16 protein-coding genes and 1 pseudogene are annotated in these 21,507 nt (G+C 42.5%); 9 read left to right on the top strand and 8 right to left on the bottom strand.

Annotated features, from left to right (window positions below; genetic code table 11):
* Positions 1–187: 187 nt before the first annotated feature.
* Positions 188–1,096, bottom strand: coding sequence for a LysO family transporter (locus tag ACO1B7_RS13140; protein ID WP_129716661.1), 909 nt, complete (start codon positions 1,094–1,096; stop codon positions 188–190).
* Between the two features lie 68 nt (positions 1,097–1,164).
* Positions 1,165–2,662 (bottom strand): annotated as a pseudogene (locus tag ACO1B7_RS13145) (flavin-containing monooxygenase).
* Between the two features lie 144 nt (positions 2,663–2,806).
* Here ACO1B7_RS13145 and ACO1B7_RS13150 point away from each other — a divergent pair.
* From ACO1B7_RS13150 to ACO1B7_RS13170, 5 genes are all read left to right on the top strand, one after another.
* Positions 2,807–3,814 (top strand): helix-turn-helix domain-containing protein, encoded by a 1,008-nt coding sequence (locus ACO1B7_RS13150; RefSeq protein ID WP_004645451.1) that lies wholly within the window; start codon positions 2,807–2,809, stop codon positions 3,812–3,814.
* 84 nt (positions 3,815–3,898) lie between these two features.
* Positions 3,899–5,050 carry a cell division protein ZapE gene (zapE, locus tag ACO1B7_RS13155; protein ID WP_005252217.1) on the top strand — a complete coding sequence of 384 codons (1,152 nt, stop codon included), beginning with the start codon at positions 3,899–3,901 and terminating at the stop codon, positions 5,048–5,050.
* Positions 5,051–5,417: 367 nt separating this feature from the next.
* A complete protein-coding gene (locus tag ACO1B7_RS13160) occupies positions 5,418–7,583 on the top strand; it encodes a malate synthase G (protein ID WP_129716663.1) in 2,166 nt (721 codons plus the stop codon).
* 127 nt (positions 7,584–7,710) lie between these two features.
* The gene (locus ACO1B7_RS13165) at positions 7,711–9,159 is read left to right on the top strand and encodes an aldehyde dehydrogenase family protein (RefSeq protein ID WP_129716665.1); all 1,449 of its coding nucleotides are present in this window, start codon (positions 7,711–7,713) and stop codon (positions 9,157–9,159) included.
* Between the two features lie 92 nt (positions 9,160–9,251).
* Positions 9,252–9,914 (top strand): SOS response-associated peptidase family protein, encoded by a 663-nt coding sequence (locus ACO1B7_RS13170; RefSeq protein WP_129716667.1) that lies wholly within the window; start codon positions 9,252–9,254, stop codon positions 9,912–9,914.
* Positions 9,915–9,991: 77 nt separating this feature from the next.
* On the opposite strand, the gene ACO1B7_RS13175 is transcribed toward ACO1B7_RS13170, so the two are convergent.
* Positions 9,992–10,456 (bottom strand): MarR family winged helix-turn-helix transcriptional regulator, encoded by a 465-nt coding sequence (locus ACO1B7_RS13175; RefSeq protein WP_004278843.1) that lies wholly within the window; start codon positions 10,454–10,456, stop codon positions 9,992–9,994.
* A 742-nt stretch (positions 10,457–11,198) separates the two neighbouring features.
* Between ACO1B7_RS13175 and ACO1B7_RS13180 the strand changes: the two genes are divergently transcribed.
* Complete coding sequence (locus tag ACO1B7_RS13180) at positions 11,199–12,722, top strand: TerC family protein (RefSeq protein ID WP_423090230.1); 1,524 nt, start codon at positions 11,199–11,201, stop codon at positions 12,720–12,722.
* 572 nt (positions 12,723–13,294) lie between these two features.
* Here ACO1B7_RS13180 and thiM read toward each other — a convergent pair.
* The 3 genes from thiM to ACO1B7_RS13195 all read right to left on the bottom strand — a co-directional run bounded on the left by thiM (position 13,295) and on the right by ACO1B7_RS13195 (position 15,754).
* Positions 13,295–14,143: a hydroxyethylthiazole kinase gene (thiM, locus tag ACO1B7_RS13185; protein ID WP_129716671.1), complete on the bottom strand. Its 849-nt coding sequence runs from the start codon at positions 14,141–14,143 to the stop codon at positions 13,295–13,297.
* 31 nt (positions 14,144–14,174) lie between these two features.
* The gene (locus tag ACO1B7_RS13190; RefSeq protein ID WP_005106588.1) at positions 14,175–15,335 is read right to left on the bottom strand and encodes a hypothetical protein; all 1,161 of its coding nucleotides are present in this window, start codon (positions 15,333–15,335) and stop codon (positions 14,175–14,177) included.
* A 161-nt stretch (positions 15,336–15,496) separates the two neighbouring features.
* On the bottom strand, positions 15,497–15,754 hold the full coding sequence (locus ACO1B7_RS13195) for a hypothetical protein (protein WP_004278839.1): 258 nt from the start codon (positions 15,752–15,754) through the stop codon (positions 15,497–15,499).
* A gap of 361 nt (positions 15,755–16,115) precedes the next feature.
* On the opposite strand from ACO1B7_RS13195, the gene pepN reads away from it, so the two are divergent.
* Positions 16,116–18,722, top strand: a complete 2,607-nt coding sequence (gene pepN / locus ACO1B7_RS13200; RefSeq protein WP_129716673.1) for an aminopeptidase N — start codon at positions 16,116–16,118, stop codon at positions 18,720–18,722.
* A gap of 215 nt (positions 18,723–18,937) precedes the next feature.
* Positions 18,938–19,147, top strand: a complete 210-nt coding sequence (locus tag ACO1B7_RS13205; protein WP_129716674.1) for a hypothetical protein — start codon at positions 18,938–18,940, stop codon at positions 19,145–19,147.
* Positions 19,148–19,180: 33 nt separating this feature from the next.
* On the opposite strand, the gene ACO1B7_RS13210 is transcribed toward ACO1B7_RS13205, so the two are convergent.
* Together ACO1B7_RS13210 and ACO1B7_RS13215 are read right to left on the bottom strand one after the other, a co-directional pair.
* On the bottom strand, positions 19,181–19,627 hold the full coding sequence (locus ACO1B7_RS13210) for a universal stress protein (protein WP_423090231.1): 447 nt from the start codon (positions 19,625–19,627) through the stop codon (positions 19,181–19,183).
* A 136-nt stretch (positions 19,628–19,763) separates the two neighbouring features.
* The gene (locus ACO1B7_RS13215) at positions 19,764–20,207 is read right to left on the bottom strand and encodes a universal stress protein (RefSeq protein ID WP_004278834.1); all 444 of its coding nucleotides are present in this window, start codon (positions 20,205–20,207) and stop codon (positions 19,764–19,766) included.
* A gap of 266 nt (positions 20,208–20,473) precedes the next feature.
* On the opposite strand from ACO1B7_RS13215, the gene ACO1B7_RS13220 reads away from it, so the two are divergent.
* Positions 20,474–21,460, top strand: a complete 987-nt coding sequence (locus tag ACO1B7_RS13220) for an alpha/beta hydrolase (RefSeq protein WP_044109514.1) — start codon at positions 20,474–20,476, stop codon at positions 21,458–21,460.
* Positions 21,461–21,507: the final 47 nt, after the last annotated feature.

Consider the following 21,507-nt stretch of genomic DNA (forward strand, 5'->3'; position numbering starts at 1 on the left):
GTCTTGCTTCGGATGTTATTGAAACAGTAGGCGATGCCTTAAGTGATATTGATTTAAGTTTTTAGTCAGCCCGCTCGGCCTACTTGCTTGTGCTTCGTTTTAAAATTCTGCTTTTAAACTGAATCAGGGAGGAGAGTTCCTCTTTATAAAAGAGGAATTTAGTGAGATTGAGAAAGTGATAAAGTAATTAAATCGCTGCCAGTACACTCACCATGACTGGTGCTAACAGTGACAAAATAAAACCACTGACCATGGCATGTGGAATAAAATCATGCCCACAGGCCTGTTTAACCATCGGTAGAGTCACATCCATCGCAGTTGCACCCGCTGCGGAAATGGCGGATCTTGGGTATCTCCAGCCCATACAATACATGAGTAAGATGGCAAAAATTTCTCTAAACAGGTCATTCATTAGCGCGATACTGCCGAGTTCTGCATTTCTGAGTTCTGTTACGACAACACCTGACATTGAGTAAAATCCATAGCCTTGTGACAGCATGATCAAATCTTTTAGACTGATGTCTGTATTCCAGAATGAATAAAGCATGACTGCAAATAATGAACCAAAAATACAACCAATCGGAACTAAGAGAATTTTAAAATTTAACCAGGAACGATCTAAAGGTGAATAAGCCAGATCCAGGCCAATCATGAACATAAATACCAGCAACAAATGCCAGGTGCTGATTTGCACGGATAGATCAAATAGATTCAAGCCCGTATGTAAACAATATCCGCCTGCGAGAGCCAAAAAGGCATAGCTCATGTTCAGTAGGGATTTAAGCACCAGGTCGACGGATACCCGACCGGAACTCGGAAGATAACCTGCCCATTTAAATAGTAGATAACAAAATGCAAAAGCACCGAGCGAGGTCAGAAAGGCAATGCTGATCGACGTACTCAAAATCTGGAGAGGATGCTGCAATTCATCTACCAATTGTGAAAATTCAAAGGCAATTGCAATCAATAAAACATAGCTAAAATAGGGCAATAGCTTGAAACAGATTTTAATAATCGAAAGCGGAATTCGTTTTGCCATGGCAAAACCGAATGCTAGACAGAATAGAAGCTGAAAGATAAGCCAAAGCGATTGCATAAATTTAATGGAGTGAAAAAATTACCTATAAATTATGCCACCGCTTGATGTCAGATGGTAAAAAGCTTTTAGGCGACTTTATTCAATAATCGATAATCTGCGACATTTGGTTTTTTTGTTTTGAGCCAGTATTTCCAGGTATAAGTTGGCCATAAGGCAAAGTTCTTGCCGCCTTCCTGTTGATACCAGCTGACACAGCCAGATTGCCACACAGTCTTTTCAAACATATGTTGCACCTGCTGATTAAATGTATCCTGTGCCTGGTCTTTGACCATGATGGCATCGCTTTGGAATTGATCGACCAGTTGCATCAATTGCAAAATATATTCGACTTGTGCCTCAATCATAAAAATCACAGAGTTGTGCGCCAATAAGGTATTTGGGCCCAGTAACTGAAACAGGTTTGGAAAGTCTTTCATGCAAATTCCATAATAGCTTTCAGCGCCTTGTTTCCAGACTTCATTCAGCTCTGCACCATCGAGCCCGGTACATTGAAAATTCTTCATATAGATACGTGGATCGGTAATGAATCCGGTGCCATAAATCAGGCAGTCAATCGGCCGTTCTTTTCCATCTTGTGTAATGATACTGTGTTCAGTCAGTTCCTGAATCTTCTCGGTCACCAGTTCTACATTGTGGCGGTTAAAAGTCGGGAAGTATTTATTCGAAACCAGAATACGTTTACAGCCCATGATGTAGTCGGGGGGTCAGTTTTTCGGCCAATTCAGGATTTTTGACCTCATATTTAATGAATAGTTCTGCCAGTTTTTGGGTGAATTTCATAATGCCCGGTTTGGCAATCGGTACGATACGCGATTCATTTGACCAATACAGGCGGGCACGGTGTAGCTTTCTAAACCAGTCATATTTTTTGAAGAGTTTCTTCTCAAGGTCGGGGTAGGCACGTTCATCACGAGGAATGACCCAGGCCGCAGTATGTTGCATGACATACAGATGTTTGCATTGCGGGGCAATTTCCGGAATATATTGAATGGCGCTGCCACCTGTTCCAATCGATGCGACATTTTTGCCAGTCGGGTCATAAGTGTGATCCCATTGCGCAGAATGAAAGACTTTGCCTTGGAATTTCTCAATACCGAGAATATCTGGGATTTGCGGAATATGTAAAGGTCCGGAAGCGAATATAACAAACTGGGCTTCAAGGATACTTTGATCCTGTAGCTGTAATTGCCATAGACAGCGTTCTGCCTGGTAATGTGCTGCCAGTACTTCGGTATTTAAACGGCAAAAAGCACGCAGGTTATAATCGGTCACCAGATCCTGAATATAAGAAAATATCTCGGGTGCTTCCGCATAACGTTTGGACCAATTGCTTTTCGGTGCAAATGACAAGGAATATAAATGTGATTGCACATCACAGGCTGCTCCAGGGTACTGATTGTCCCGCCAGGTTCCGCCAAAATCGTTACCTTTTTCAAGAATAATAAAATCATAAATACCATGCTGTTGTAAACGTATTGCCATGGCAATCCCTCCGCAACTAGCTCCAATAATGGCAACTTTAGTATGGGGATGGGAACGTGTAGCGGTGGCATAATCTAGCATCAGTAAATTCCTTACTTATTTTAATGTTGGATATTTATCGTAATTTGCTCCTTGATGATTAGATAGAAAATTGATCTAAACGGCAATAGCCGACACATTATTTTTATAGTACAACTAGAATAATCACATTGTATTTGTATGGTTATGAAACGTTCTGTTCTCAGTCTGATGTATTTGATTCAAGGAATGCGCAAGGCTGGCATGGAGGTCGATCAGAAACTGCAAAACATTGGGCTGCGTGTAGATGCCTTTGATCCAAGCTCGGTGATCCATCCGAGTCTGGAACATGATGTGCTTAAGGTGGTGGGACAGGAAATCCAACCTGAACAGGGATTATTGATTGGCCAGCATTATGCTTTGGCAGGTTATGGTCCCTTACTCATGTTGCTGGTGACCAGTCCTACGGTACGTGATGCATTGAATCAGGTGATCCGTTTTCAGCAGTTGACGCATTTGACCGGTCAGTTGGCCTTGCAGCAAAGCGAGCATCATAGCGCGCTATGTTATCGAGCCAAGCAGCAGGATGATCATTTGAGAATGTTGCTGGCACAGGCAGAGATTTCCGGAACGTTTAAGTTTATCCGGGAAATCTACAAATTGATGGGCTTATCCAAACCTGATTTGCGGATCGAGTTGCCATTTGCCTATCCAGAAGATCTGAATACCTTAAAGGTCTATCATGATTATTATGGAACACAGGTACAGTTTGATGCATCTCGGGCAGCATTCTGGTTTGATGAAGCAGTGTTGGATATTAAAATTCCTTCTGCAGATGCGGTCACTTTTGCTGTCTATGAAGCCAAATGTCTGGCTGAACTGGAGCGTTTGCAACAGGATGAGCAGACGCCGACTGTGGTGCAGCGTGTGCAGGATTATCTGGAGATCCAAAGCGGCCTGATGCCGAGCATGGCTGAAACGGCACAGGCGCTGAATATCCCGGAACGAACCTTACGGCATCAGTTACAGCAGTGTGATACCAGTTATAAGCAGATTCGCGAAGAAATTATTAAAGATAAAGCTTTGCGACTGATTGAATACAAACAGTATTCGATTGAAATGATTGCAGAATTATTAGGCTATTCCGAGCCGGCTGCTTTTAACCATGCCTTTAAACGCTGGTTTGGGCAAAGTCCTCGGCAATATATAAAATAGCCTAAGCTTGTTTATGCCAAAGTGTTATAGCGTGTTGATTAAACTCCGCTATAATTAAATTGATCCCAAATAGTACGAAATTCTATGTCCGATTTTAATTCACAGCACAGCACCGCTTTTAGTCCGATTTCTCCTGCAGAACGTTATGCACAAGCGATCTCTTCGGGACAGTTTATGCCTGATGAAGCACAGGCAATGGCAGTACATGAACTGAATCGTGTCTGGCTGGAATTGATTCAGCGTTTTAAGGCATCGAAAAAAGCATTTCGCCGCTTTCGCCGTCAGACATCTCCCAAAGGCGTCTATATGTGGGGCGGAGTAGGACGTGGCAAAACCTGGCTCATGGATCAGTTTTACGATTCGATTCCGTTTCGCCGTAAAACCCGGATGCATTTTCACCATTTTATGCAGCATGTGCATCGTGAGTTAAACAAATTATCCGGACAGCGTAACCCCCTAGATATCGTGGCGGATCGGATTTATAAAGAAGCGGTCATCATCTGTTTTGATGAATTTTTTGTATCTAACGTAACGGATGCGATGATTCTAAGCGATCTATTCCAGAAGCTGTTTGAACGCGGTATTACCTTGGTCGCGACTTCGAATATCGCACCGGACGGTTTATATAAAAATGGCATTCATCGTGACCGTTTTATGCCTACTATCGAATTGGTCAAGAAAAACTGTGTGGTGTTAAATGTTGATGCCGGAGTCGATTACCGTCTACGGGTTCTAAAACAGGCACAACTGTTTAAATTCCCGTTGACGCATGATCATAAAAACTGGATTGCACAGCGTTTTAGCGCTTTGACTCAGACTCAGACCTGCTCGGAAGAACCGATTATCATCAACAACCGTATTGTCGAAACCGTGTCACATACCGAAGATGTGTTGTGGTGCGAGTTTTCTGAACTGTGTTTAAAGCCACGTAGTCCAGCTGATTTTATTGAAATCGCCAATATTTATAATACAGTGTTGGTCAGCAATGTGCCGCACCTGACCGATTTTCTGAATGATGGAACACGCCGTTTTATTTATCTGGTCGATGAATTTTATGACCGCGGCGTCAAGTTACTCTTAACCTCGGAAGATAATATCGTGGATATTTATCAAGGTGAGAAACTGGCCTTTGAAATTGAACGGACCCGTTCCCGTTTGCTGGAAATGCAGTCAGATGAATACCTGAATTCTGAACATCGCCAGATTGAGAAAATCGCCTCCGTGAACGGAGAGTAAGAATAAAAGCGCTGGTTATTTACTGGCGCTTTTTTTTATAAAAATAGGTACTTAAATTATCGACAAGCCTGATCAAACATGGCTTAATCTTGATCTAAATATGATCGTGTATAACTAAAATGCATAATTTTTACTCGAAAATCTGAACTTAAGTCTAATTTCTACATTTCGAAAACTTTATACACTGTCATTAGGGTATTTAGCAGAATGATATCTATTTGTAACTGAGAAATATCAAATATGTTTATGAGGGTATTCATATTGGAAAAAATGCTCAGTATTTAGCAATGTGATAATACTATTCAGCTAGATTTTAATCGGTATACTAGAATCTCTTGTATAAAAAGTAGCAATATCAGGAAAGACAATGACTGCACGTATTCAAAAAGGCAAGTTAGCGATTGCTAAAGAACTTTACGATTTCATCGAAAATGAAGCATTACCAGGTTCTGGTTTAGACAGCGAAACATACTGGAAAAACTTTGAACAAGTCGTTGTTGATCTTAGCCCTAAAAATAAAGCACTTTTGGCTAAGCGTGATGACATTCAGGCGAAAATTGATGAATGGCACCGCAATAACACATTTGAATTACAAGCTTACAAAGCTTTCTTGACTGAAATTGGCTACTTGTTACCAGAAGTAGAAGATTTTCAAATCAGCACTGAAAATGTAGACGAAGAAATTGCAATACTGGCAGGTCCACAGTTGGTGGTACCAGTACGTAATGCACGTTACTGCTTGAACGCTGCAAACGCACGTTGGGGTTCTTTGTACGATGCACTTTACGGTTTCGATGTCATCTCTGAAGAAGATGGTGCGGAAAAAGGCAAAGGCTATAACCCGAAACGTGGTGAAAAAGTTGTCGCATTTGCCAAGAATTTCCTCGACGAAACTTTCCCACTGGCACAAGGTTCGCATGCAGACGCAACTCAATACGCAGTTGAAGCTAATGCACTGGTTGTTACCCTAAAAGACGGTTCAAAAACAACTGTGGCAGATGCCGCTAAATTCGTTGGTTACAATGGCGAAGCTTCAGCACCGACTGAAATCGTACTTAAAAATAATGGCTTGCACGCAATCATCCAGATTGATGCCAATAGTTCGATTGGTCAAACTGACGCAGCAGGCGTAAAAGACGTCGTTCTTGAAGCGGCAGTTACGACCATTCAGGACTTGGAAGACTCGATTGCAGCCGTTGATGCTGAAGAAAAAGTGGAAGGCTACCGTAATTGGTTAGGCTTGATGAAAGGTACTTTAGAAGAGTCTATTGAGAAAAACGGTAAAACTGTTACCCGTAAACTGAATGAAGACCGCACTTTCAAAAATGTAGAAGGTGGTGAAACTAAAGTTCATGGCCGCTCATTGATGTTGCTGCGTAACGTTGGTCATTTAATGACAAACCCGGCGATTCTGGTAGATGGCGCAGAGATCTATGAAGGCATCATGGATGCACTGGTTACGCCATTGTTGTCTTTCGCAGACATCAAAGGTGAAAACACGATCAAGAACTCGCGTCAAGGTTCAATGTATATCGTTAAGCCGAAAATGCATGGTCCTGAAGAAGTGGCATTTGCCGTTGAATTGTTTGAACGTGCCGAACAGGCACTTGGCTTACCTGCAAAAACTTTAAAAATCGGGATCATGGATGAAGAACGCCGTACTTCTGTGAACTTGAAGAACTGTATTGCACAAGCCAAAGATCGTACGATCTTCATCAATACAGGTTTCATGGACCGTACCGGCGATGAAATCCATACCTTTATGGAAGCTGGTCCATTCGTTCGTAAAGGCGAAGTAAAAGGCCAAATCTGGTTCCCAGCTTATGAAAACCGTAACGTGATGATCGGTCTGCAAGCGGGTTTACGTGGTAAAGCACAGATTGGTAAAGGCATGTGGCCAAAGCCAGACATGCTGCTTGACATGTACAAAACCAAAACTGAACATCCTGAAGCGGGTGCGAGCTGTGCATGGGTTCCATCACCTACAGGTGCGGTGATCCACGCGATTCACTATCACCAGATTAATGTTGCAGACCGTCAGCAAGAGCTATTGTCGACTCAACCTTTATCTCTGGATGATTTGTTGACACCGCCATTGGCGAAAGACACTAACTGGTCAGAAGAAGAAAAAACCAAAGAACTCGAAAATAACTGTCAAGGTATTTTAGGTTATGTGGTTCGTTGGGTAGATTTGGGTGTAGGTTGTTCTAAAGTGCCAGACATCAATGATGTCGGTTTAATGGAAGACCGTGCGACTCTACGTATTTCTTCACAACACGTTGCGAACTGGTTGCGTCACGGTATCGTAAGTCGCGAGCAAGTAGAAGAAGTTATGCAACGTATGGCGAAAATTGTGGATGAGCAAAATGCCAATGATCCATTGTATACGCCAATGTCTGCTGACTTTGCCAACAATATTGCATTCCAGGCAGCATCTGACCTGATCTTTAAAGGTGGTGAGCAGCCATCAGGTTATACTGAGCCGCTTCTACATGCAGCGCGTTTAAAGTTAAAAGGTTATAAAGGTGATTAATCCTGTCTAGCTTAAAAAGCCTCTTCGGAGGCTTTTTTATTGTCTAATGGTAAGCCGCTGTCGTTCTGACTAGAAATTTTCCAGCCGAACTTTTAAAGTGGGGCAAAGCATGCGAGGAAACAATAAAATGACAACGGTATATCAAAATTTAGACCAGCAGTTTATTCATGGTCAGTGGCAAGCCGGTACTTCAACCAGAACAATAAAAAATATCAACCCCTATACCCAGAGCGAAATTTTTAGCATGGCAGCTGCCAGTTCTGTCGATGTCGACAGTGCTTATACCGCAGCAGAGCAGGCTTTCCAGCAAGGGGGCTTGAAATCCATTGAAGTACGTAAAACAGTGCTGCAAAATTTAATCGCGATCATTCAGCAGCGTCGGGACGAAATCATTGACTGGCTCATTATTGAATCAGGCAGTACGCGCATTAAAGCCGGCGTTGAGGTGGATGCTGCTCTGGGCATCATTCAGGAAAGTCTGGCTTTTCCAGACTGGATCCAAACAGAACAGCTGGAAAGTAAGGATCCGGCACGTAAAAGTATGGTTTTGCGCAAGCCCTTAGGCGTGATTGCTGTCATTAGTCCATGGAACTTTCCATTTCATTTATCCTTACGCTCAGTGGCGACTGCAATTGCCTGTGGTAATACCGTTGTATTGAAGCCGGCCAGTGATACCCCGGTGACTGGCGGTACCTTAATCGGCAAGCTATTTGAAGAAGCAGGTTTAGCTGCAGGTGCACTGAATATCGTTGCCGGGGCTGGTAGTGAAATCGGGGATTATTTTGTTGAGCATTCAGTGCCGAAAATGATTTCATTTACCGGTTCGACTGAAGTGGGGAAAAGTGTAGGCAGTAAAGCCTTATCCAGTTCCCGAATCAAGCGTCTGGCACTCGAACTGGGTGGCAATGCACCTTTGGTCATTCTGGATGATGCCGATCTTGATCTTGCGGTTGAACTAACGCTGATGGGGCGTTTTATGCATCAGGGACAAATTTGTATGAGTACTAACCGGGTCATTGTCGATGCCTCTATCCATGATGCTTATGTAGATAAGCTCCTGGATCGGATCAAAATGATTCCGGTGGGTGATCCAAATCTGGAAGATACAGTGATTGGTCCAATCATTAACCAGAGTCAGGTTGAAAAGCATCAACAGATCATTCAAACAGGCAGCGAGCAGGGCGCACAACTGGTCTATGAAGGAGGAATTGAAGGGAATCTGGTTTATCCACATATTTTTATTGATGTCGCGGAAGATTCCGATCTGGCGCAGCAAGAAAGCTTCGGTCCGATTTTACCTATCTTAAAAGCCCGGGATGAAGCGCATGCTTTAAACCTAGCCAATGCGACCGAGTTTGGCTTATCCAGTGCAGTATGTACTTCAAACATCGATCGAGGCACTGCTTTTGCCGCACAACTGGATATTGGGATGACACATATTAATGGCATTAGTGTTGCAGATCAGTCAAATGCACCCTTTGGCGGCGAGAAAAATTCAGGATTGGGTCGTTTTAATGGCCGCTGGATTTTTGAGGAATTTACCCGGACACATTGGTTGACTGTCCCGAATTCATAACAGTCAACGCGCCTAAAACTATAGAAATACGACAGGCTTCGACTTGGCATCACGGTATAATCTGATGGTCGAATGATTTACATATATGAACCATGTGCGCCAACTTTAAGCCTTTAACCTTAGAGCAGTTGCATAATCTGGGATTGCCAGAAATTCCTTTTGAATATCCAGAGGAGGTCTATCCCAATTATGCTACACCGCTTTTATTTCATTCAGCTCAAGGACTGGAATGGCGTTCTGTGAATTTTGGACTCATTCCGAAATGGGCAGAAGACAAAACTATAGGCACCAAGACCTATAACGCCAGAAATGAAACCTTACTGCAAAGGCCCACCTTCGCTGAAGCCACCGCCAAATGTCATTTTGGCGTCATTCCAGTATCGGAATTTTATGAGTCCAAATATTTTGACAATAAACCGCAGCGTTGGGGTGTAAGACGTAAAGATGGTCAGGCGACTTTTATTGCAGCTGTGTATGAGATTGCTCGGGTACAAGGTGAAATTGTACGCTCTGCCAGTATGATTACCATGGATGCAATTGACCATCCCATGATGAAGGAGTTTCATGAGCCGGGTAATATCAAACGCGCGGTTATTGTGATTCCACAGCAGCGACTGCAAGAATGGCTAACGCTAAGGCATCCGGATATTCGTAGCTTTGTAGAGGGCTTTCCGGTAGAAGATTTTGAATGCTCACATGTACCAAAAGAAAAAATCAAAAAAGTCAGTCCACAACTGAACTTTTTTGATTTTTAGAAAGCTCTGGCGAATTATTTATTATTATAAAGTATGCGCCAATTCGCCAGCGTCTATTTAAAATAAAAAGTAGGTCTTTAACGAGCTAAATTTTTGAAAATATGACGTAAACTTTCCATGGTTTTTTCAATTTGCAAAGGCGTCAGGCCTTCAAATGACTGTTCCAGTACGACATTGGTCAGATCATTGATCTTATGTGTCATTTGCATGCCTTTGTCAGTCAAAAATACTCGGGTAATCCGTGCGTCATCCTCACATGAATAGGTTTCAACCAGACCTTCGTCTTTTAAGCGGTAGACAATTTTAGTCGTGGTCGACATTTTAGAAACAACCATCTCTGACAAATCAGAAACACTGGCATGCGGTTTGGCTTTTAGTGCAAGAAGGATGCGGCGGCGGGAATTGTCAACACCATACTTTTTTAGTGCATGATCGACATTAACGACGTATTGAGCATGAACCTGAGTTACCCAATAATATGGAAAGTTTTCTAAATTAAATTCTTCCGTACACGGCAAAAATTTTGCATATTTCTTAGTCATGAAATGTTCCTTGTATTTATTTTTCTAGGGCCCGTTCATTTTATGAAAAAGTTTATGCATATTTCAACCTTTATTTTAAAAATGTTAAAGCGCTAACACTTTTTAGTTTTGCTTAACATCCCAAGGAGTTGATCAGTTCTGCATGTGAGCCTTATCTGGCGCGAAGATTGTTCTTTAAAATCGGATGAAAGGCGATAATATTTTGTATAAATTTAATTCCTCATTATGTATTTCGTGAGTAGAAATGTTTTCCAAGACTTTTTATTGTTCTTAAGCAGCCTGTCTGAATAGGTTTTAATGCAAATAATTGTATTTCAATAAATTAATCGATTTAAGAAATATAGGGTGATTGAGTGGTTTTAGTCAATATAGTAAATGATTATTTACAGCTATATTTTTAAGTGATTGTTCTTTCAATAAAAAAATAGTTTATGCTCTAATCTTTAAGTGACCTTAAAAGTAATGGTCTAATCAAACTAAATTCTGTTTATTTTTAATTCAATTCGAATAAATGATGTAGAAAAAATTAAAATTAATCAGTTTCAGCATCAATCAGTTGATCATAAAAGTCTCAATAAAATCATGATCATGTAATTTTTTTGTAAATTAATACATTACAAAATACTCAGTTTATGCATAATGGAATAGTCTTAAGTTGCATAGGTTAAATTTTAATGGATCCCTCGCCGTGCGTTGATCTTCCATCTCTATTTCTAGCTTACTCGAACGGGGTCATTCTCTAATGGAATTTTTATTAGATCCCGGAATCTGGGTAGGTTTAATTACTCTTATTATTCTTGAAATTGTTTTAGGTATTGATAACCTAGTCTTCATTGCCATTCTGGCTGAAAAACTTCCTCCTGAACAACGCGATAAAGCACGTGTTATTGGTTTGTCTCTCGCATTATTCATGCGTCTAGGCCTGTTATTTGCCATTGCCTGGTTGGTCACTTTGACACAACCATTGATTACTGTGTTTGACTGGATCTTCTCCGGTCGGGACCTGATCTTGTTATTTGGTGGCTTGTTCCTGGTGTATAAGGCCGTTACTGAGCTGCATGAAAAGATTGAAGGTAAACCTGAAGTCACAGTGTCTACCAATGTGGTATATGCAAGTTTCACTGCTGTTGTTGCACAGATTGTTGTTTTAGATGCTGTTTTCTCTTTAGATTCAGTGATTACCGCCATTGGTATGGTCGACAATATTTATGTCATGATGGCTGCCATGATTGTCGCAATGGGCGTGATGCTACTGGCATCGAAACCATTGACCAACTTTGTGAATCGCCATCCAACCGTGGTGATTCTGTGTTTAAGCTTCCTACTTTTGATTGGTATCAGCCTGATTGCAGAAGGTTTTGGTTTCCATATTCCAAAAGGCTATATCTATTCAGGTATTGGTGTTGCGATCATAATCGAAGCATTCAACCAGTTCGGTCAGCGTAATGCTGCTAAACATGAATCCAAGATTCCTTTGCGTCATCGTACGGCTGACTCGATCCTGAAGTTAATGGGTGGCAAGCTAGAGACGACCGACAGTCAAAATAATCAGGCACAAGAAACCTTTGCAGATGAAGAACGCTATATGATTGGTGGGGTGCTTACCCTTGCAGAGCGTTCAGTCGCTTCGATCATGACGCCGCGCGGTCAGATTTCATGGGTTGATCTGGAAGATAGCCCAGAACAGATCCGTGAAAAAATTCTGTCTGTTCCACACAGTCTGTTCCCGGTATGTCGCGGTAGCCTAGATAAGGTGATTAGCGTAGTACGTGCCAAAGAATTATTGGATGTACTGGAAGAGCCGGAAGAATTAAAAGCACTGATTAAACGTCATCGCCCAATTTATATCTTTGAAAAGATGAAAGTTATTGACGCGATTAATACCTTGCGTACCTCTAAAGGTTCTTTGGTCTTGGTGAGTGACGAGTTTGGTAATGTACAGGGTCTGATTTCACCGCTAGATGTATTTGAAGCAATTGCCGGTGAATTCCCGGATGCAGATGAACAGCTGGATCTGGTGAAAGTGGATGATACGCACTGGATCGCATCGGGCATGTTAGATCTTTATCAGCTTGAACTGGAACTTGGCATGATTGATCTGATTGATGAAGATGCCGGTTATATCAGTGTTGCGGGTTTGATTCTGGATAAAACCAACAGTACGGTTGACGTGGGCACCGAGTTAAATTATCAAGGTGTACAGTTCAAAGTCACTGAAATTGAAAGCAATCGTATCAAGTCGGTCAGCATTCATTACGCAGGTTAAATAGGTGTTTTAAACACGTTATTTATTCAAATCTTAAAAGTCAGTTGCTTTAGTGGCAGCTGGCTTTTTTAATGCATATTTGTAAAGCTGACTTATTGAAATCAAAGTTAGCTCATTGTTTGAACTGATTTTTATTAGTCTATTCATACTATTAGTCATGTTCCCGATTGAGCTGAATATCCTAGTATTGCACTGAAATTTTAAAGCCGAAAAAGTCAAATCAGCAATCAAAAATAAGCATGATCAGGCTTTAAATATTGATTTATGTAACCTGTTAATCAAAACTTAAAAGTCATATTTAAATACTGACAAAAAATTAAACTACAATTCACATGAACTAGATTTGCATGATGCAAACAGATCTTAAGTAAAATGGAAACCGTTTGTGTGGAAATCGCTAGATAAGTGGTATGAAGCCTACTCAGTTCAGAATAAAACTACTCAAAAATGATCTCCGAAAGAGCTAGACAAAACATTTCTAAGGAGATCAATAGAGCAAATGGGCAGGATCAATCTAAATAGGGGCGTTTATCTATTCAGGAGAACAAACACCCTGTGAAGCGACCAGTAAACTAAATGGATTCTGGCAGAATTTTAAAGTTGGCGTATTTTCGGATTGTTTCAGTATTGAGTTGGTGGATTTCATCCAGAAAGGCGACATTAAAACTGCCTAACTGTTGCGCACGTTCAAATGCCAATTGACCGGCAATTGCAAAATGTACATGTGCCGTTAATGCAGCAAGGGCTGGGGACGTTACTGCACTATAGGCAGCAATTAGTGCCCCGAGTGCACATCCCATCGCCGTGATTCGGGGCTGTAAAGCAGAACCGCCTGACACCTGTATCACAGGATAGTCTTTCGAAATAATGTAATCAGATTCACCGGAGATTGCGATGCATTCACAATGATCCAGCAAACTTCGCGCCTGTAAATAAACATCCGCACTGTCTACTGTGCTGTCTACACCCTTGGACTCGATCTGCTTGCCAGCCAAAGCACCAATTTCAGAAGCATTGCCTCGTAAAATCGTAGGCTGGGAATGCATCAACTGATCTACGACGCCAGAACGCCAGCGCAGAACTGTTCCATAACCGACCGGATCAAGCACCCACGGTTTTTGCAATTGATGTGCAGTTTTCGCAGCAAGCTGCATCGCCTGAACCTGCTCTGTCGTCGGTGTACCCAGATTCAGACTGATCGCTGTAGCAGTCTTGGCAAAACTTTCAGCTTCAAACGGATTGTCGATCATGGCCGGAGAAGCATGCGCAGCCAGTACAATATTGGCGACATAGTTGCTGGCCACCGTATTGGACATGATATGCACCAGGGGCTGCTGTTGCTGAAGTTTCAACCAGGCCTCACAGATCTGATCCAGAAGCGTTTGCTGTAGTGCTTGCGTAGAAGTCGTCATAATGGTCATTTAGAATAAGAGAAAGATTCGTTGTATTCGGTCAGCGGGTAAAATAATGGTCTTGATGCTTGCAGCTACGACAGAACAGGCTGACATAGTCACTGGCATCATAATCCACCGACAGTTCCTGTGAGCCGCAATGCATACAACGTTTTTGGGAATAGAATTTCAGGCGAGGTTCGATCTTGTGCCACGAACGCCACACCGGCTGAAAGAAGATATTTTCATCATAGCCCAAAAACCGATAAAACAGGATTTCGCTCATCTTGCTGAATGCCAGTTGCGGTGGACGCGGCAGGGTAGAGGTTTCCCATTTTTCTGTAACTGAACGTTCGCGGTACTGCTGCAAGGTTTTTTTCAGCAGATTGGTATTAATAAAGTTTTCATTGCGGGGCTTGAGGGCTTTTTGTTTATATAGATATTCCAGCCCGGTCTGCACCAGATAATAAATCTGACCCACAGCCAGTACATCCAAAAGACGATAGCAAAAGGTCTGAAAGCTCTGATTTCCGGCAATTTGCACATTCCAGCTACGGCAATAGAATTGGGCAAACTGAATGATTTCTTCATATAGCAGGCAATAGAGTGCATCTTTGACTTCATCTGCACTTTTAAAGGGCACACCTTGGCTCAGGTTTTGATAAAACCAGTTGCGCAGCTGCTGGGTGATACTGAACAGGGTCGGTTCAGAATAACCATCCAGTCGCACATTAATATAATAATGCTGATTTTCCTGCTGGAGATCTTTGGGAATCAGAACCTGATCCCGGATCAGGCTTTTCACCAGACCATGTTGGAACAGATAATTGGGACTGATGGAATAATATCGAATTTGATGCCAGTCAATATATTCACGGTGTTGGCTATATTCCTGCACCTGTTCATCCAGAATCGCAAGTAAAAACAGTTTATTGATAAAACTGAGCTGATTCAGCTCAAGAACCGGCCGATCCTGCTTTTTATGATATTGACGGTTTTCCTGTAAACGGACTTCCTTGAGCATGCGTTTACGCTGCGCCAGACATTGTTCGCAATAACAATTGTGCTTTTGATCGGAGTAAAGCTGATGCTGGCAATGGCTGCATTCATGATAGCTCAGCTCCTGATCATATTGTTCTGCCTCAATCCAATACATCGATGCCTTACACAATGGGCAGTGAGTACTTTCATCAAGCTGTTTTTGCAGAACACTGAATACCATGGTCGCGAGCAACTCTAGAATGGAAGGGCATTTGATTATACACGGCTGATGAGATGCAAACGTAGTGGACTGGTGCAATTTTTCTAAATCAAAATTAGTCACCCAAACAAGAGAAGAGCTACCGAAGTAGCTCTGATTTTAAAAACATGAAATGACGTTTTTTAAACCGGGCAGGGTAATGTGTCGTCCTCCTCGCCGCGGTGTTTGGCATGAATTAAGGCCTGAACCTTTTTAGAGGGCACTTTTTTGGCACCGAGTGCATCGTAGGTGTTGAGAATGGCAGTCACTTCATGGGCCTGAAGCGGAATGCCTTCACAGCTCATCAACAGGGCTATCACTTTATGGTCAATATTGGCCTGATCCAGGGTCTGCAAAGTTTTGATATTTTCGATCCGTACAACATGCTGTTTTAAATACATGGCTCACCTCATCATCGTTATCATTATTCTTTCATTGGAAGTGTGGAAAAACACGGTTTAACTGTAGCAAGAAGTGTGCTCATTTATTAATCAGAATTTATTCGGTACTCAGCAAATAAAATTATATATTTTTAAATCAGTTATTTATGAAAATGTCAGAAATTATGATCCTGACTATTTTTATGGCACAGATATTTCTTATGTAGAGTCGAGTGCTGCTCAATTAGGCAGAATGCATTGAAAGTGGTGCATGAAATGCCCATATTAGATCTAACAATACAAATGCACAGACAGCGTTTAAAACTTGGCGTATGATTTTGACATGAACAATGTCGAACACGATAAAAGATTAGGACAGGACATGAATATTGCGGCAAACCCGGTGATCGAAGCGGATCAAACCATTTATTTAAAAGACTATCAAAAACCTTCCTTTATTGTTGATTCCATCGACCTGAATATTCAAGTCTATAGTGACCACAGTCTGGTCAGCAGCAAGCTGGAGATGCAGCGCCAAACTGCTGGCGATCTGGTTCTGCTTGGCCGCGATCTAGAGCTGCAATCGATTAAGTTAAATGGTCAAACCCTGAATGCCAGTGACTACCACTTGGATGCTGAACAACTGGTGATTGCCAATGCGCCTGATCAAGTGTTGCTTGAAATTGTGGTTAAAATCCACCCTGAAAGTAATACGATGCTGGAAGGTTTATATCAGGCCAGTTCAGATCTGTTTGTGACCCAAAATGAACCAGAAGGGTTCCGTAAAATTACTTTCTATCCAGACCGTCCTGATGTGTTGTCGGTCTTTACGACGCGTGTCGAAGCAGATAAGAAATATCCGGTTTTGCTTGCAAATGGTAACCTGCTGGAAACAGGTGAAGTCGATGCCAATCGTCATTATGCCGTGTGGCAGGATCCGACCAAGAAACCGAGCTATTTGTTCGCCTGTGTCATTGGTGATTTGGCAGTGATGAAAGATTCCTATGTCACGTCAGAAGGCCGCAATGTGGCTCTGGAAATCTACGCAGAAGAAAAAGATATTCCAAAATGTAAGATTGCCATGGAAGCGCTCAAACATTCCATGCGCTGGGATGAAGAGCATTATGGTCTGCCTTATGATCTGGATAACTACATGATTGTGGCGACCAGTGCATTCAACATGGGTGCCATGGAAAATAAAGGTCTGAATATCTTCAATACTTCATGCGTGCTGGCCGATGAAGAGTACACCACTGATGCCGCAATCATGCGAGTGCAGTCAGTCATTGCACATGAATATTTCCATAACTGGACTGGTAACCGGATTACCTGTCGTGACTGGTTCCAGTTATGTTTGAAAGAAGGCTTGACTGTATTCCGTGACCAGTCTTTCTCGGAAGATTTACAATCGGCTGCGGTACAGCGTATTGATGATGTAGCAGTTCTGAAAGCACATCAGTTCCCGGAAGATTCAGGCCCGTTGTCGCATCCACCGCGTCCAGATCATTTTGTAGAAATTAACAACTTCTATACTGCCACTGTTTATGAAAAAGGTGCGGAAATTAACCGCATGATGGCGACCTTGCTTGGCAAGGAAAAATTCCGTCAAGGAACTGATGAGTATTTCCGCCGTCATGATGGTCAGGCGGTAACGGTTGAGGATTGGGTGGCCGCGCTTACAGCCGGTTCAGGTGTAGATCTTTCTAACTTCCTGACCTGGTACAACCAGCCAGGTACGCCTAAACTTCAAGCAAAAGCTGAATATGATGTAGAGACCCAAATCTATCGCCTCAGCTTTAAGCAAAGCCTGAAAACCCATGCTAAATATCCAAATCTGAAAGCAGTACCCATTCCAGTGGCTTTGGCACTGTTTGATGCTGAAAGCGGTGAGCAGCTAACGCTGAACTCTGAGGCACTCTTTGAAAATGGCGTCAAAGATGGCGTGTATCTGTTTGATCAGGATGAAGCCACGATCGAATTTAGCGGTGTGACAGCAAAACCGGTGGTGTCCTTGCTGCGTAATTTCTCTGCGCCGGTGAATCTGGACTTTGACTATTCAGAAAAAGAACTGGCTTTCCTGTTGCAATACGAGACCAATGGTTTTAACCAGTGGCAAGCAACTCAGACCTTACTCGAGCGTATCTTGCTGGATGACCAGCCTGCAGAAATTTATATCGAGGCTATGCTCAATACCTTGCCGGATGTGATTGAGAAAGATCCGCTGTTGGCATCACGTCTGTTTGATGTACCATCTGAAGGTTACTTGGGCAGCCGTATTGATCAGGATTATCAGCCAGCCATGATTCAGGAAAAGCGTGAGGCTTTGCTACATACTCTGGCCCGTGCCTTTGGAGAAACAGCTAAAGAAACTTATCTGAGTCTGGATCCAGATCTGCAATCTGAATTCTCGCAAGCAATGGGCGTGCGCGCCTTAAGAAACATCATGCTGACGATGATGGCTCGTCAGGGAGATGCATCTGCCTTTGACTTGGCCTATGAGCAGTATCATACAGGCAATATGTCTGAACGTTTGGGTGCGCTGAAAGTCTTGGTCTGGAATGATGCACCACAAGCAGAAGAAGCTCTGGCAGATTTCTATAGCTGCTTTGAAGATGAAGCCTTGTCTTTAGACCAATGGTTTATGGTTCAGGCAGCCCATCCAAAAGCAACAGATGAAACCATTGCGTATCTGACCCAGCATCCGGATTATGATTTGGCGGTGCCTAACCGTATCCGTGCAGTCAGTGGGGGTCTGAATGCCAACCCAGTCAATACCTGGAGCTTTGGCGTACAGCATTTTATTGGTCTGGCGAAATATCTGGATGAGAAAAATCCGATCGTGGGCTCACGTTTGCTACAGGTATTGTCACGCTGGTATACCTTGGCAGAACCGCAACGCAGTGAAGTGAAAGCACAGCTTGAAACCTTAAAGCCACTGGTTAAATCTAAAAACGTGTCTGAGACACTCAATAGTATGCTCAGCGTATAACATCAATATTCATAAAAAACCGGATCGACCTGATCCGGTTTTTTATTTCCTGTTTATTTCAAACGCTGGCTTTAAATACAGTTGAATTTCTCTAAAGGCTTAGGTAAGTACTAAAGGGTGTTACAGTATGATTATACGGAAAAGAGTATTTGTTTATTAAGCTGTAAGCTAGGTAAAGGGATCTACAGATTCGCTTACTAGAGGTTGTCCAAGATATGTTAGTGAAAATTGAAGATGGTTTTTATTTAAATAGCCAGCATATTATTGCCGTACAGGTCAGCAAGAATCCTGAAAATGGCTTACTTGAAATCTCCATTCAATATACGCCGCATTCCATTCAGCAGGTCGGAGAATACAAAAAAGTATTTCAAAGCCAGCTTGATGCTGAAATTTTCTTAAGTGAGTTAAATCAAAAACTTCGCTAAAAGCCTGCATCATACAGGCTTTGATCAAGCATCTTATTGTCTGACGATGAGTACTGGAATAGAGGAAAGTGCCAGAACATTCTGAGCGACACTGCCCAGCATGAGTTTTTGCAGACCCTTACGACCATGTGAACCCATAATGATCATATCGGTCGGGGATTGATTTGCAGCCTGCATAATGCCTTCTGACGGCGCCATGCCATGCAGGATTTTTGTCGTCACCTGGATGCCATCACGAACAAAGTTCAGTTTCAGTTCATTTAAACGATCCAGCGCATTTTGTTCTGCATGCATAAAATATTCTGTGACTGCAGGAGCAACTTTGTAAAAATCTACGCCCTTAAAGGGATCCACCGCAATCACACTGAGTAAAGTGACATGGCTATGAAATACTTTGGCCAGTTCCAGGGCATGATCTGCGGCAGCATAGGAAATCGAGGACTCATCGAGTGCTACGAGAAGATGATCATAGTTATTCATGGTGCTTCCTCATATTTATTATTGCAGTAAAGGGGGAGTGTGGTTTAAGCGAGTAAATCTCCACAGCATGTTTTGCTAGAGGTTCAAATGTAAAAGTAGCAAGTACTGCGCATCTTGAAGATGCGCAGCATCAGGATTATTTTTTCACGATCAGTACGGGAATTTCACTCGCACCCAATACATCTTGTGCAAAGCTGCCCAGAATCATTTTCTGGAAGCCTTTACGGCCATGAGAACCCATGACGATCAGGTCGGCTTTCACCTCACCCGCGGTTTCAGCAATATGTTCTGCATTGACTAAACCTGTTACAATGCGGGATTGCGCTTCAATACCTTCACCGGCTGCGATGGCAGTGGCTTCTTTCAAGGCCTTTTTGGCATTGGCATGTGCCTCGATAAAATATTCCTTCATGATAGAGGAGCTGTAATAAAAATCAGCCTCGGTAAAAGGATCTTCTGCGATCAGGCTGATCAGGGAAAGCTGACTACCGAATGCCTTGGCAATTTTGGCAGCATGTCGTACTGCAGAAAAGGAAATTTCTGAACCGTCCACTGGGACTAAAATATGTTGATAGGCCATGGCTTTTCTCCGCAGGTTGTCTGATTTTTAGGCTTGGTTTATTGATAGCACAGTGCTGTGGCGGGTGCAATTGCAAAAAAGCGGTAAAATTGAAAAAACTCATTAAATTACAAATATTTTTCATGTAAAAGTGATAAAAAAAACAGAGTAAAAAACTCGGATTTACAGTTTTAATGATCAAAAATAAGAGGATGAATAGTCCTCGTTTACAGCAGGATGGTTTAAACTGCCGTAGCCTGTTTTTAGATCATGTATAGGGGACAGTTTTGAGGTTTTTTGCCATTCATCTTTTGCTCATAGGTTCAGTTATTCTTTCCGGCTGTCAGACCGCACAGAACAGTAAAGTCATTGCCGGTGCTTTTAACCTGACCACAGGCTTGCAGCAAAAAGTGATGGATCGTTATGCGCCTGGTGCGGTTATCGTCCAGCAAAATATTACCTATGCGCCACAGCAGAAATTATCTCTGGATCTGTATCAGCCGCAGAATATTGCCAGTATTGGACCAAGACCGACCATTGTCTGGATTCATGGCGGCGGCTGGATTTCAGGTTCTAAAGAACATGCACGGGGTTATTTCAAGCTGCTGGCGGCACAGGGCTATAATGTGGTATCCGTGCAATATCAGTTTGCGCCACAAGCGACCTATCCAAGCCAGTTACACCAGATCAATCAGGCACTTGAATTTCTCGATACCTATGCAGACACCTACCAAATCGATGCCCAGAACTTATATCTGGCCGGAGATTCTGCCGGGGCGAATATGGCCAGCCATTACGCCGCGCTTTTGACCAATCCTGTATTTGCCGACCAATCTGGTATTCAGCCTCATCTGCAACCTGCTCAGCTTAAAGGTTTAATCTTGCATTGTGGAATTTATGACTTGGAAGCATTTGCCAGCAAAGCACCTGAAGAAATGAAAATTATCGAATGGGGTGTCTTTAACCTGATTCAGGCTTATACCGGCGAGCGTAAACATGATGCCGCATTTTTAAAGCAGATTTCTCCGATTCAGTATATTACGCCGTCTTATCCACCTGTCCTGATCAGTGGTGGGAATAAGGATTTTTTGACCGATACTCAGTCACTACCATTTGTAAAAGCTTTGAAGGAACAGCAGGTTGCTGTGACTGAAATATTTTATCCAGAGTCTAAGGCCTGGCTCATTCATGAATATCAGTTTTTTATGGGAAAAAAGGAAAGTCAGCAAACCTTTGTCAAAACCCTGGATTTTTTACATCAGCTTTCACCTTGAAGAGAAAACGGTGCAAAATGAATCTCTCAAGGTTGATCATGTCAGAT

The organism is Acinetobacter lwoffii (assembly GCF_049367455.1).
Classification (GTDB): domain Bacteria; phylum Pseudomonadota; class Gammaproteobacteria; order Pseudomonadales; family Moraxellaceae; genus Acinetobacter; species Acinetobacter lwoffii_W.